The sequence below is a fragment of the Uliginosibacterium sangjuense genome, assembly GCF_059132465.1.
In genome coordinates, this window is the sequence record NZ_CP101132.1 from 984,024 (window position 1) to 996,314 (window position 12,291).

Here is a 12,291-nt window from a genome sequence, read left to right on the forward strand (position 1 = left end):
TCCCACCCCTCAAGGATGGCCGGTCGCCAAGTGCGCCCGGCCGTCGTGGAGACGACCATGCTCGTGACCCAACAAGCCGTTCTGCGGCGTTTCTGGTACGCCGTGATGCCGCTCGCCAAGCTCGACGGCGGCCCCCAGCCCTTCACCCTGCTCGGCGAGAAGATCGTGCTGTGGAAGAAACGCGACGGTACGCCGGCCGCCGCCCGCGACCGCTGCTGCCATCGCACCGCCCAGCTCTCCAAGGGCTGGGTCGAGGGCGACCACATCGCGTGCGGCTACCACGGCTGGCAGTACGACTGCAGCGGCGCCTGCGTGAGCATTCCGCAATTCACCAGCGAGAAGATTCCCGCCGGCGCGAAGATCCAGGCCTACCACTGTGCCGAGAAGTACGGCTACGTGTGGGTCGCCCTGGAAGAGCCGCTGGCGCCGATCCCCGTGCTCGAAGAAGACGGCCTGCCCGGCTACCGCCGCGTGGACCAGTTCTACGAGGAATGGGACTGCGGCGCACTGCGCTTCATCGAGAACACCTTCGACTTCGCACACCAGGCCTACGTGCATCGCGCCATGCATGGCACCTACGACAAACCGCAGCCTCCCAAGGGCGAGCTGCAGCGCGTGCCTTTCGGACTGGTCATGCACCTCCAGCAGCCGGTGCGCAACCCCGACTCGGGCAAGGCGCACACCGGCATCGCCAGCGACGAGACGGTGCGCACCGTGGTCATGGACTGGTTCATGCCCTGCGCACGACGCATGCATATCACCTATCCCAACGGCCTCGTGCAGAGCATCGTCACCGCAGCCACGCCCATCGACGACAAGCGCACGATGGTCGTGCAGTGGAGCTATCGCAACGATAGCGAGGCCGAGGTGCCGGCGGCCGCCATCAATGCCTTCGACCGCAAGATCCTCGACGAGGACCGCGACATCCTCGCCTTCGTCGAAGAGGACATGCCACTCGACACGCGCATGAACCTGGAGGTGCACATGGCCTCCGACCTGCCCGGCATCCAGATCCGCCGTGCCTTGCTGGAGTTGCTCGCCACCCATGGCGAAACAGAAGCCCGGGTTCGCGCGAGCGCGCCGGTACCTGAGAACGCAAGTCATTGAACGGACCGGCCGGCGAAGGCGGCCCACCGGGCACGCCGGCCGGTCCAGCTAGAAAGGAAGTTTCCATGCTCGTTACCCAACAACCCGTCCTGCGGCGCTTCTGGTACGCCGTGATGCCGCTCGCCAAGCTCGACGGCGGCCCCCAGCCTTTCACCTTGCTGGGCGAGAAGATCGTGCTGTGGAAGATGGCCGACGGCACGCCGGCCGCCGCCGCAGACCGCTGTTGCCACCGCACCGCCCAGCTCTCCAAGGGTTGGGTCGAGGGCGACCACATCGTGTGCGGCTACCACGGCTGGCAGTACGACTGCACCGGCACTTGCGTGAAGATTCCCCAGTTCAGCGGTGAGAAGATTCCCGCCGGCGCGCGCGTCGATGCCTATCGCTGCCAGGCGCGCTTTGGCTACGTGTGGGTGGCGCTGGACGATCCGCTGGTGCCCCTGCTCGACACGCCCGAAGAGGGCAACCCGGCCTATCGCCGCATCCACCAGTTCGACGAGACCTGGAAGACCGGTGCGCTGCGCCTGATGGAGAACAGCTTCGATACGGCGCACTTTTCCTTCGTGCACAAGGGTACCTTCGGCCAGTTTGGCAAGCCCAAGCCCGAGTTCTTCGAGATCCGCGAGACGGACTACGGCTTCGAAGCCGAGACCATCATCACCATCAACAACCCGCCCGAGTCGCACCGCATCACCGGCTCGACCGAGCCGACCACCAAGCGCCACTTCCACAACCAGTGGCATCTTCCCTTCCTGCGCCGGCTCGGCCTGGTCTATCCCAGTGGCATTCACCACACCATCTTCACGTGTGCCACACCGATCGACGACGCGCACATCCAGATTATCCAGTGGGTCTATCGCAACGACAGCGAAGAACAGTGCCCGGCGCAGTTGCTCAACGAGTGGGACATCAAGGTCGTGGCCGAGGACAAGGAGATCCTGGAGTCCGTCGACCCCGATGCGCCCTGTGATGTGAGCCTGCTGCTGGAGCAGCACATGCCCAGTGATCGCCCCGGGCTGCTGATGCGCAAACGGCTGCTGGCGCTGCTTCGCGAGCACGGCGAGAAGGAGACGCTGTCGGCGACACACTCCCAATAGACGTCATTCCCGCTTTCGCGGGAATGACGGAGCAGGGATCCGATGGTGCCCGGGCAATGGCACCGCGTAGCAAGACTCCACGAGGGCGACCGTTCTGGCGCGCCGGTGGAGGTGAAGCAGCCCCGACAGAGACGCTGCTTCACAGAGAGCAAGGAGAAGAACCATGCTGGTCACCCAACAAGCCATCCTGCGCCGCTTCTGGTATGCGCTGTTTCCGCTGCACGACCTCGACAGCGGGCCGAAACCTTTCACCCTGCTCGGTGAAGACATCGTCGTGTGGAAGAAGGCCGACGGCAGCCCCGCCGCAGTACGCGACCGCTGCTGTCACCGCACGGCCAAGCTCTCCAAGGGCTGGGTCGAGGGCGACCACATCGTGTGCGGCTACCACGGTTGGCAGTACGACTGCAGCGGCGCCTGCGTGAAGATTCCGCAGGCGCAGGACGACCGCATCCCCGCTGGCGCGAAGGTCCAGGCGTACCACTGCGTCGAGAAGTACGGCTACGTGTGGGTCGCGCTGGAAGACCCGCTACGTCCCATCCCCGACTTTCCCGAAGAGGGTAGGCCGGGCTACCGCCGCATCTTCCAGCTCTACGACACCTGGCACTGCACGCCGATGCGGATGATGGAGAACAGCTTCGACAACTCGCATTTCAGCTTCGTGCACAAGGGCACCTTCGGCGATCTCGGCAACCCGATTCCGCTGAGCTATGGGCTGCAGGAAACCGACTACGGCTTCGAGGCGCAAGTCTCCGTCTCGGTGCTCAACCCGCCGGCAGCGCACCAGGTCACCGGTTCAACGGCCGAGCGCGTGACGCGCCACATGGTCAATCGCTACTACCTGCCGTTCTGCCGCCGCATGGGCGTGAGCTACGAGTCGGGCATCGACCACATCGTCTACAACTGCGCCACCCCCATCGACGACGAACGCATGGTGCTGGTGCAGTGGCTCTATCGCAACGACACCGAGGAACAGTGCCCGGCCGCCAAGCTCATCGAGTGGGACGGTGCCGTCACGCTGGAAGACAAGGTGATCCTGGAGGCGACCGACTTCGACGTGTGCATGGATACGCGCCGGCGCGAGGAATTCCATATGCCATCCGACAAACCCGGTCTGCTGATCCGCAAGCAGTTGCTTGACCTCATGAGCACATGTGGCGAGGAGGAAGTGCATCGCGGCAATCTGGCTGAGCGCGAGGCGGCGAGCGCATAGGTACGAACAATCTGCCCTCTCCCGGCCTGACGGCCACCCTCTCCCATTGCATGGGAGAGGGACAAGTGGCACGACGCGCGCCTTCCCCTCTCCCGCTTGCGGGAGAGGGTGGTCCGAAGGGCCGGGAGAGGGCGGCAGGAGTAGCAACAAAACTGCGGCGCTGAAGCTGAGCGCCGGAACCGACGAAGGCGACCATTCCAGGCACGCCGGTTGGTGGCGCCAGACCCACACAGGCCTGGCGTCGAGCAAGGAGTCATGAAAATGCTGGTAACCCGACAACCCGTGCTGCGCCGATTCTGGTACGCACTCATGCCGATGTCGTATCTCGACGACGGTCCCAAACCCTTCACTTTGCTGGGCGAAAATCTGGTGATCTGGAAGCGCACCGACGGCAGCCCCGCCGCCTTGCGCGACCGTTGCTGCCACCGCACCGCGCAGCTCTCGAAAGGCTGGGTCGAGGGGGACAACATCGTCTGCGGCTACCACGGCTGGCAGTACGACTGCATGGGCACCTGCGTGAAGATCCCGCAGTTCAACGGAGAGAAGATTCCGTCCGGCGCGAAGACCGAGGCCTTCCGCTGCAAGGAACGCTACGGCTACGTGTGGGTCGCGCTGGAAGAGCCGCTGCGCGACATCCCGCACTTCCCCGAAGACGGCGCGCCCGGCTACCGCCGCATCTTCCAGTTCTACGAGCAATGGAAGACCAGCCCGCTGCGCATGATGGAGAACAGCTTCGACAACTCGCACTTCTCCTTCGTGCACAAGGCCAACTTCGGCATCCTCGACCAGCCTGCACCGGCGCCCTACGAATTCCGCGATACCGACTACGGCTTCGAGGCCGAGACCCTGGTGCCGATCAGGAACCCGCCAGAGAGTCATCGCATCACCGGTACGACCGAGGCGATCACGCATCGCCATCTGGTCAATCGCTACTACCTGCCGTTCTGTCGTCGCTTCGGCTGCTCGTACCCGGACAGCGGCACCGACCACATCATCTACAACTGCGCCACGCCGATCGACGACGAAAACATGATGCTGGTGCAGTGGCTCTACCGCAACGACAGCGAGGAGGCCTGCAGCACACAGGAGCTGATCGAGTGGGACGCGGCGATCACCGCCGAGGACCGCGACATCCTTGAAGCCACCGACCCCGATGCCTGCGTCGATACGCGGCGCCGCGTCGAGTTCCACATGCCCTCGGACAAGCCCGGCCTGCTGATCCGCAAGCAGCTCATGGATCTGCTCACCGCGCATGGCGAAGTGGAAGTCTTCCGCACCTGAGTCACACCGAACTATTGGAGATGAACATGCTCATGAAGTACAGCGAGATCGAGATCGAAACCGAGCTTGTGCCCTCGCAGCCTGATGCGGACACCGTGCTGTTCGCCAACCGCGTCGACAAGACTTATCCCAATGGCACCCATGCACTCGACGATGTGCGCCTGCGCGTGCAGCGCGGCGACTTCATCTCGCTGCTGGGCCCTTCGGGCTGCGGCAAGAGCACCCTGCTCAAGATGTTCGCCGGCCTCGAATCCGCCTCGGCGGGGCAGGTGCGCTGGGGGGCTGCAGATACGCCGGCGAAGAGCGGGCTGAAGACCGCCATGGTGTTCCAGGAGGCCACCCTGATGCCCTGGGCCGATGTTGCCACCAATGTGCGCCTGCCGCTGGACCTGGCCGGCGTGCCCAAGGCGGACAGCCTGCCGCGCGTGCAGCGCGCGCTCGACGCCGTGGGCCTCGGCAAGTTCGGCGGGTGCTATCCGCGCGAGTTGTCGGGCGGCATGCAGATGCGGGTGTCGATTGCGCGCGCGCTGGTCACCGAGCCCGATGTGCTGCTGATGGACGAACCCTTTGGCGCGCTCGACGAGTTCACGCGCAACAAGCTCGATGCCGATCTGCGCAAGCTGTGGGCGCAGCGCAACGGCGATGGCAAGCCCCTGTCGGTGGTGTTCGTCACCCACAGCATCTACGAGGCGGTGTACCTCTCCAGCCGCGTCGTGATGATGGCTGCGCGCCCGGGCCGCATCGTCGCCGACCTGCCGATCCCCGAGCCGGTGCGCGACGAGGATTTCCGCCTGTCCAATACCTTCGCGGCGTACTGCCGCGATCTCTCCGCACGCCTGCTGGCCGCCAGTGGCGGCGAGCTGGATCACGACTGAGGAGCCCCGCCATGAAAACCCCGCTCATCCAGAACCCACGCGTCATGAAGATCGTCGCCCCGCTGCTGGTCGGTCTCGTCCTGCTCACGCTGTGGCAGGTGGTGTGCACCGTCTGGCAGGTACCGACCTACCTCGTACCAAAGCCCTCGGACGTGGCCGCCACGCTGTGGAGTGATGGCCCCAGCCTGCTGCGCGCGCTGGCCGTCACCCTCAAGATCACCTTCCTCGCTTTCGTCATGGCGGTGGTGCTGGGCGTGATCGCGGCCTTCCTGTTCGTACAGAGCCGCGTGATCGAGACCAGCCTGTTCCCCTACGCCATCCTGCTGCAGGTCACCCCCGTGGTGGCCATCGCCCCGCTGCTGATCATCTGGGTCAAGGACACGACGACCGCGCTGGTCTTCTGCGCCACCCTGGTCGCGCTGTTTCCCATCATCTCCAACACCGTGCTGGGGCTGCGCAGCGTCAATCCCGGGCTGCTCAACCTGTTCCGCCTCAATGGCGCGACGCGCTGGCAGACACTCACGCGCCTGCGCATCCCCAGCGCGCTGCCGTACTTCTTCGGTGGCCTGCGCATCTCCAGTGGGCTGGCGCTGATCGGCGCGGTGGTGGCGGAGTTCGTCGCCGGCACCGGCGGCACCGGCGCCGGGCTCGCCTACCAGATCATGCAGGCCGGCTTCCAGATCAACATCCCGCGCCTGTTCGCCGCGCTGGTGCTGATCTCGCTGACCGGCGTGCTGCTGTTCTCGCTGATGGCCTGGCTGGCGAAGAAGTCGCTATCGCATTGGCATGAGAGCGAGATGGCCTAGGCCTGGGCGTAGCCCGGATGAAGGCCATAGGCCGGAATCCGGGAGCGAGCCCGCCCGGATTCCCGGATTACGCTGCGCTGCATCCGGGCTACCTGCTGCGGCACGACTGCTCAACGGCAACCCCTCCCGGCCTCCCCTTTTTTAGGGGAGCTGAAAGGCGCCGCGCGCCACGGGCGCCTCCCCTTGAAAAGGGGAGGCGGGGGAGGGGTTCCGCCGTGCTCCAGCAGCCAACACCTGAACACGAAAGAGACAAACCATGACCTCTCTCCTCATCCAGAACGCCGCCGCCATCCTCACCGGCCTGCCCGGTGACGCGGCGCGCCATGCAGGCCCCGACCTGCGCATCGTCGATGGCCGCATCGTCGCCCTCGGCCGCCTGCCGGTCGAAGCCGGCGAGCGTGTGCTCGACGCCACCGATTGCGTGATCTACCCGGCCTGGGTCAACACCCACCATCACCTGTTCCAGGCCTTGCTCAAGGGCGAGCCGCAGGGCATCAATGCCACGCTGACGCCCTGGCTGGCGGCCACGCCCTACCGCTTCCGTGCCGGCTTCGATGCGGCGAGCTTCCGCCTCGCTGCGCGCATCGGTCTCATCGAGCTGGCCCTCTCGGGCTGCGCCACGGTCGCGGACCACAACTACCTCTACTACCCGGGGCAAGACTACGACCCCTCGGCCATCCTGTTCGAGGAGGCCGCGGCGCTGGGCTTGCGCTTCGTGCTGTGCCGGGGCGGCGCCACCCTCACGCGGCAGCTTGAAGCCGAGCTGCCGCAAGCCCTGCGGCCCGAATCCATGGCGGCCTACATGGCCGACATGGAACGCCTCGCCGCGCGCTACCACGACCCATCGCCGGCCGCGATGCGCCGCGTGGTGATGGCGCCGACCACGCCGCCGTACTCGATGAAGCCCGGTGAGCTGCGCGAGGCGGCTGCGCTGGCGCGCAAGCTGGGCCTGCGTCTGCACTCGCATTTGTCCGAGACCGTCGGCTACCAGGACAGCATCGCGGCCATGCACGACATGAGCCCACTGCGCTTCTGCGAAAGCATCGACTGGCTGGGCGAGGACGTGTGGTTCGCCCACCTCGTCAAGCTCGATGCCGACGAGATCGCGCTGCTCGGCGCCACCCGCACCGGCATCGCCCACTGCCCGCAGAGCAATGGCCGCCTAGGCAGCGGCATTGCCCCGGTGCGCGCGCTGGAGGCCGCCGGCGCACCGGTGTCCATCGGCGTCGATGGCGCCGCGTCCAACGAAGCCGCCGACATGATTTCCGAGACGCACGCGGCCTGGCTCATGCAACGCGCCAAGGGCGGCGAGGCGGCCGTCGCGAAGTACCGCGGCGGCGCGGGCGAGCAGGGGGCGGACTGGGCCACGGTGGAGGACGTGGTGCGCTGGGGCACGGCTGGCGGCGCGGCGGTGCTGGGCCTGCCCGGCACCGGCACGCTGGCGCCCGGCCAGGCGGCCGATATCGCGGTCTATGACCTCTCCCGCAACCCGCGCTACTTCGGCCTGCATGACGTCGCCATCGCGCCCGTGGCAGCCGGTGGACAGGCGCATCTGCGCGCCCTGCTGGTGGGCGGGAACGAAGTGGTGCGCGACGGCGCCATCCCCGGCCTCGACATGGCGGAGCTGGCGACGCAGGCGCGGCTGGCCGTGCGCGACCTGATCGCCCGCGCGGCGGCGGCCTGAGGAGACCCGCCATGGACATGCTCATCCGCAGCATCCGCATCGAGGCCGAGGGCGTGCGCAGCTTCGAGCTGGTCCCTTGCGACGGTGTTGCCCTGCCAGCCTGGGCGCCGGGCGCGCACGTGCTGGTCGAACTGCCTGTCGGTCCCGGCCAGACCCTGCGCCGCGCCTACTCGCTGTGCAACCACCCCGGCGAGCGCGAGGCGCTGCGCATCGCCGTCAAGCTCGAACCCGCCTCGCGCGGCGGCTCGCGCGCCATGCACGCACTCAGCGTCGGCCAGCGCCTGCGCGTCGGCGCACCGCTCAACCTGTTCGAGATCGACCCGCAGGCCACGCGTCATGTGCTGCTCGCCGGGGGCATCGGCATCACCCCGCTGTATGCGATGTTCAATGCCTTGCACGGGCGCGCTGCGGCAGAGCTGCACTACTTTGCACGCAGCGCTGCACACGCCGCCTTCGCCGACAGGCTGGGGGACGCGGTGCATCCCCACTTCGGTCTGGATGCCGAAGCGACGGCAGAGGCCCTGCGCGCCATCGTGACGCCGCATGTGGATGACCCGCGCTGCGGCTTCTACACCTGCGGGCCGGCACCCTTCATGGCGGCGGTCGAAACCGCGCTGGCCGCCGCCGGTGTGCCGGCCGCGCGCCTGCGCCTGGAGCGCTTCGCGGCCGAGGCGCCTGCTGCGGCCGGCGCGGCGCTGGCCGACGGCAGCTTCCGCATCGTTTTCGCGCGCAGCGGCGTGGAGGCCGAGGTACCGGCCGGCGTGCCCATCATCGAGGTGGCGCGGCAATGCGGCGTCGATATCCCCACCAGTTGCGAGCAGGGCGTGTGCGGCGCCTGCCTCAGCGAGGTGATCGAAGGCACGCCCGCGCACCACGACGCCTACCTGAACGATGCCGAGCGCGCCGAGGGCCGGCTCATGCTGCCCTGCGTGTCGCGCTGCGCGGGCGCGCGGCTGGTGCTGGACCGCTGAGCGGGAATCAGCATAGTCCGCAGTCAGGCGCCTCGCCATGCGGGAATGCCGGGCGGGCGGGCGGCGTGATTGGCGTCTTGAATTCAAGCGTCTGCCGCGTCGCATCTCGCCCATGTGGGGCGTCGCGCGGCCAGATGCGGACTGATTCGGACCGGTGCTCGCCCACCGGCATGTCGTTGGCCCATGAGGCCGACGGAGTGGTGGCTGACCGGCGCTTCGGCGCCGGCCTCCTGCAGCCAGGAGGGCACCATGGTGCGTGCGTGTGCGATTGCATTGGCGGGTGGGTTGGCGGCTGCGCCTTTGTGGGCGGCAGAGGAGCTGGGCTACGCCTTGCTCAGCGGCTTCGAGTCCTGGCACGCCGACGACCGCGATGATCTCAACCCGCACAACGCGGGCATCGGCTTGCGTATTCCCGGCGGCTACACCGCCGGCTACTACTTCAACAGCATCCGCAACGATTCCTTCTATCTCGGGCGTGAATGGCGCTGGCGTCTGCTCGGTGATGACCGCGTCGCGCTGTCGGCGGGCGGCGTGCTGGGCGTGGTGTCGGGCTACAAGGGGGGCCTGCATGCGCTGGTGGTACCCGAGTTGGTGATGGCGACGGGGCCGGTCGAGACGGCGCTGATCGTCGTGCCGCGCACGACCAAGACGCCGGTGACGGTGGCGCTGCAGTTGCGCTGGCGCTGGCCTTGAGGGTTTGCCTTCGGGCCGAGAGCGTCCAGTCTTGTATACAAGATATTGCGGGTGGCGAATAGCGGGCGCGCCATGCTGGGGCGTTCGACTGTGGTGGTGGCGCGGAGAGCGCCGTCGGCGAGTGCCGAGGGCCTTGCTGGCGGGCCAGCGTGCAGGCGGCATCAAGGCTCGACTTGGGTGCATGGGCAGGCCTTGGCGGCACCGTCCTGAAGCATGTGTCGGGCCTTATGCGGCCTATGTCCGGGGGCACCGAGGGGGCTCCCTAGAATCGTTGCAAGACCGTGACATGTCGCGCGGTCCTGTGTTTGATTCTCAGGGAGACCTATATGAAAAGCAGCATCTATCGTTTGGCCGCAGTCGCGGCCCTGGCCGGCGCGACGAGCATTGGCGCACATGCGGCGGACTGGAGCGACACCGCCATCAGCTATCGCTACGGCTCGGATTTCAGCGAACCCGGCATCGATAAGGATGTGCGCAAGAGCATCGTCGGGCTGACCCATGTGAGTGGTTTCAAGTACGGCAGCAACTTCTTCAACGTTGACGTGCTGATGTCCGACAAGGCCGACCCGGCCAACAACTCGACGAGCGGCGCGCAGGAAATCTACCTGGTCTATGCCAACCAACTGCATTACTCCAAGCTCACAGGCAAGAAGCTGGACATGGGTGTGATCAGTGATTTCGCCTGGAGCACGGGTTTCGACGCCAACTCCAAGGACACCGCCTTTGCACCGCGCGTGCGCAAGCTGATCACCGGTCCGGTCATGAAGTTTGGCGGCAGCCTCGGCTGGGCCGACCTGGGCCTGATGTACTACAAGGAATGGAACCACAACGGCATCGTCGGCAAGAGCGTGGACTTCGATGCCACCTACCGCATCGCGATGGCCTGGGGCCTGTCGTTCAACGCCGGTCCGGTGCCGCTCAAGTTCAACGGCTTCCTCAACTACACCGGCAAGAAGGGCAAGGATGGTTTCGGTACCGAAACCAAGCCCGAAACCTGGGGCGACGCCTTCCTGATGGTGGACGCCGGCAAGCTGATCGCCGACAAGAAAGACACCGTGCTGGTCGGCGTGGGCTACGAGTACGTGAAGAACAAGTTCGGCACCAGCGCACCGACGCCGGGCAGCAAGACCTCCACCCCGATGCTGAAGGTCGAATGGCATCTGTGATGTGGCATGTGAATTGCTAGGGAAGAGTGAGTCTCCTCCTTGCATGGAATGTTTGATGGCCGCCCATGGGCGGCCTTTTTTTTGCCCATCACGATGGATTCATTCGTCATGCCGTGTCGTGGTCTGCGCTCGAGCTCACCGCTATGCAAGCCTGTGTGGCCACCGTGAACAGGCCCCGACCTTTGCCCCGGCGCGATGGCATTCAGAAGTACAGCGCGACCACCGCCTTGAGCCGCCCGTTCTCCAGCACCGGCAGAGCGGCCAGCGAGGACAGGCCGGCCTCGGCGGCGGAGCTGCCGATCGGTGTCTGCTCACTGCCGATGTGCTCGCTGACCGCCGGCAGGCCGGTCAGCAGCACGTTGCCCAGCACGCCCCAGCCCGCTTCCAGGCGAAGCGCGGCGTAGCGCGCGCTCAGTTGCGGGTCGAGGTCGCACAGGCCGTCCTGGAAGACGAGCGAGGCGTGGCGCTCGTCCGGCAGCCAGATCTCGAAGCGGCGCGCGATCGGCGTGCCCAGCGCTGACAGGAAGGTCAGCACATAGTCGTGCCCCGGGCAGTAGGGCGAGGGCAGGCCCAGGCCCTTGTTGATGCCCACGCGGCGTGCATCATCCCGGCGCAGGAAGCGCTGGGTATGCCCCAGATCGTTCATCACCAGCGGCATGCCGCTCTGCCACACCAGGCCGGGGATGCCGAAGCCGCGCATGAATGTGGTGTGGCGCGCGGAGAATTCGAAGCTCTCGGCGATGCCGAAGTAACCGTCGACGAAGCGCATCTCGGGCGAGTCCCCGGCGTCGTGGTGCCACAGCTCGATGGCGCCCACGTGGTCGTCGTCGGAGCCGCAGAAGAAGGTCACCACGGCCAGCAGGTAATCGCCGGCGAAGATTGGCAGCGCCACGCCGCAGGTCAGCCCGGCGCGCTGGGCGGCCTCGGCACGGCGGAAGTAGGAGTGCTGCAGGTCGCGCAGCACCACCGGGCGGCGCTGCGCCCAGGCGCGCCCGGGCAGGCCCTGGTCGTAGCCGAAACAGGTGTTCTGCGCGGCCAGGCGAAAGCCGTGGTGCGGGCCGTAGATGCCACCCAGGTGTTCCAGGATGCTGCGGTCGCGCGAGGGCACCCAGATTTCGGTGACCTGGATGAAGGTCTGTTTCATGTCTTCTCCCCGTGTGTCGTTCGGCCATCTGCGTGGGCCGCGCCTGCGTGGCAAGCGAGGATCATGCCTTTCGCGGCCGAGTGATGGGGGAGGGGCGGGAGGTGGCGAGCCAGACCGGCTGCTGCATGGTGTCTCCTCCAGCCCTGTGTGGTCAGGGCTTGGTACCGGTCTGGTCGCCACCAAGCGGATCGGGCGGCGGGCGCCGCCGGAATTCGGTGGGGTGCGAGGGGCGGGCGAAGCGTGGGCGCCCCGTGCCGCAT

At 66.8% G+C, this 12,291-nt stretch carries 11 protein-coding genes; 10 read left to right on the forward strand and 1 reads right to left on the reverse strand.

Annotation, left to right across the window (positions count from 1 at the left end; all coding sequences use genetic code 11):
- Nucleotides 1-57: 57 nt before the first annotated feature.
- From NMB43_RS04505 to NMB43_RS04550, 10 genes are all read left to right on the forward strand, one after another.
- Nucleotides 58-1,107 (forward strand): aromatic ring-hydroxylating dioxygenase subunit alpha, encoded by a 1,050-nt coding sequence (locus tag NMB43_RS04505; RefSeq protein WP_494350961.1) that lies wholly within the window; start codon nucleotides 58-60, stop codon nucleotides 1,105-1,107.
- 65 nt (nucleotides 1,108-1,172) lie between these two features.
- Nucleotides 1,173-2,201 carry an aromatic ring-hydroxylating dioxygenase subunit alpha gene (locus NMB43_RS04510; protein ID WP_494350962.1) on the forward strand — a complete coding sequence of 343 codons (1,029 nt, stop codon included), beginning with the start codon at nucleotides 1,173-1,175 and terminating at the stop codon, nucleotides 2,199-2,201.
- Between the two features lie 163 nt (nucleotides 2,202-2,364).
- Nucleotides 2,365-3,411 carry an aromatic ring-hydroxylating dioxygenase subunit alpha gene (locus NMB43_RS04515; RefSeq protein WP_494350963.1) on the forward strand — a complete coding sequence of 349 codons (1,047 nt, stop codon included), beginning with the start codon at nucleotides 2,365-2,367 and terminating at the stop codon, nucleotides 3,409-3,411.
- Nucleotides 3,412-3,666: 255 nt separating this feature from the next.
- Complete coding sequence (locus tag NMB43_RS04520; RefSeq protein ID WP_494350964.1) at nucleotides 3,667-4,692, forward strand: aromatic ring-hydroxylating dioxygenase subunit alpha; 1,026 nt, start codon at nucleotides 3,667-3,669, stop codon at nucleotides 4,690-4,692.
- 26 nt (nucleotides 4,693-4,718) lie between these two features.
- Entirely contained in the window at nucleotides 4,719-5,567 is an 849-nt protein-coding gene (locus NMB43_RS04525) for an ABC transporter ATP-binding protein (RefSeq protein WP_494350965.1), read from the forward strand.
- Between the two features lie 11 nt (nucleotides 5,568-5,578).
- The gene (locus NMB43_RS04530) at nucleotides 5,579-6,373 is read left to right on the forward strand and encodes an ABC transporter permease (RefSeq protein WP_494350966.1); all 795 of its coding nucleotides are present in this window, start codon (nucleotides 5,579-5,581) and stop codon (nucleotides 6,371-6,373) included.
- 256 nt (nucleotides 6,374-6,629) lie between these two features.
- Nucleotides 6,630-8,057 (forward strand): amidohydrolase family protein, encoded by a 1,428-nt coding sequence (locus tag NMB43_RS04535; RefSeq protein WP_494350967.1) that lies wholly within the window; start codon nucleotides 6,630-6,632, stop codon nucleotides 8,055-8,057.
- 11 nt (nucleotides 8,058-8,068) lie between these two features.
- Complete coding sequence (locus NMB43_RS04540; protein WP_494350968.1) at nucleotides 8,069-9,028, forward strand: PDR/VanB family oxidoreductase; 960 nt, start codon at nucleotides 8,069-8,071, stop codon at nucleotides 9,026-9,028.
- Between the two features lie 249 nt (nucleotides 9,029-9,277).
- Nucleotides 9,278-9,721: a hypothetical protein gene (locus tag NMB43_RS04545; protein WP_494350969.1), complete on the forward strand. Its 444-nt coding sequence runs from the start codon at nucleotides 9,278-9,280 to the stop codon at nucleotides 9,719-9,721.
- A gap of 326 nt (nucleotides 9,722-10,047) precedes the next feature.
- Nucleotides 10,048-10,887, forward strand: a complete 840-nt coding sequence (locus NMB43_RS04550) for a hypothetical protein (protein WP_494350970.1) — start codon at nucleotides 10,048-10,050, stop codon at nucleotides 10,885-10,887.
- Between the two features lie 202 nt (nucleotides 10,888-11,089).
- Here NMB43_RS04550 and NMB43_RS04555 read toward each other — a convergent pair whose 3' ends face one another.
- Complete coding sequence (locus NMB43_RS04555; RefSeq protein ID WP_494350971.1) at nucleotides 11,090-12,031, reverse strand: GAF domain-containing protein; 942 nt, start codon at nucleotides 12,029-12,031, stop codon at nucleotides 11,090-11,092.
- Between the last annotated feature and the right edge of the window lie 260 nt (nucleotides 12,032-12,291).

Bases quoted from the DNA above. Each gene is read 5' to 3' on its own strand.
- NMB43_RS04505 (WP_494350961.1), top strand. From the start codon at position 58: ATGCTCGTGACCCAACAAGCCGTTCTGCGGCGTTTCTGGTACGCCGTG.
- NMB43_RS04510 (WP_494350962.1), top strand. From the start codon at position 1,173: ATGCTCGTTACCCAACAACCCGTCCTGCGGCGCTTCTGGTACGCCGTG.
- NMB43_RS04515 (WP_494350963.1), top strand. From the start codon at position 2,365: ATGCTGGTCACCCAACAAGCCATCCTGCGCCGCTTCTGGTATGCGCTG.
- NMB43_RS04520 (WP_494350964.1), top strand. From the start codon at position 3,667: ATGAAAATGCTGGTAACCCGACAACCCGTGCTGCGCCGATTCTGGTAC.
- NMB43_RS04525 (WP_494350965.1), top strand. From the start codon at position 4,719: ATGCTCATGAAGTACAGCGAGATCGAGATCGAAACCGAGCTTGTGCCC.
- NMB43_RS04530 (WP_494350966.1), top strand. From the start codon at position 5,579: ATGAAAACCCCGCTCATCCAGAACCCACGCGTCATGAAGATCGTCGCC.
- NMB43_RS04535 (WP_494350967.1), top strand. From the start codon at position 6,630: ATGACCTCTCTCCTCATCCAGAACGCCGCCGCCATCCTCACCGGCCTG.
- NMB43_RS04540 (WP_494350968.1), top strand. From the start codon at position 8,069: ATGGACATGCTCATCCGCAGCATCCGCATCGAGGCCGAGGGCGTGCGC.
- NMB43_RS04545 (WP_494350969.1), top strand. From the start codon at position 9,278: ATGGTGCGTGCGTGTGCGATTGCATTGGCGGGTGGGTTGGCGGCTGCG.
- NMB43_RS04550 (WP_494350970.1), top strand. From the start codon at position 10,048: ATGAAAAGCAGCATCTATCGTTTGGCCGCAGTCGCGGCCCTGGCCGGC.
- NMB43_RS04555 (WP_494350971.1), bottom strand. From the start codon at position 12,031: ATGAAACAGACCTTCATCCAGGTCACCGAAATCTGGGTGCCCTCGCGC.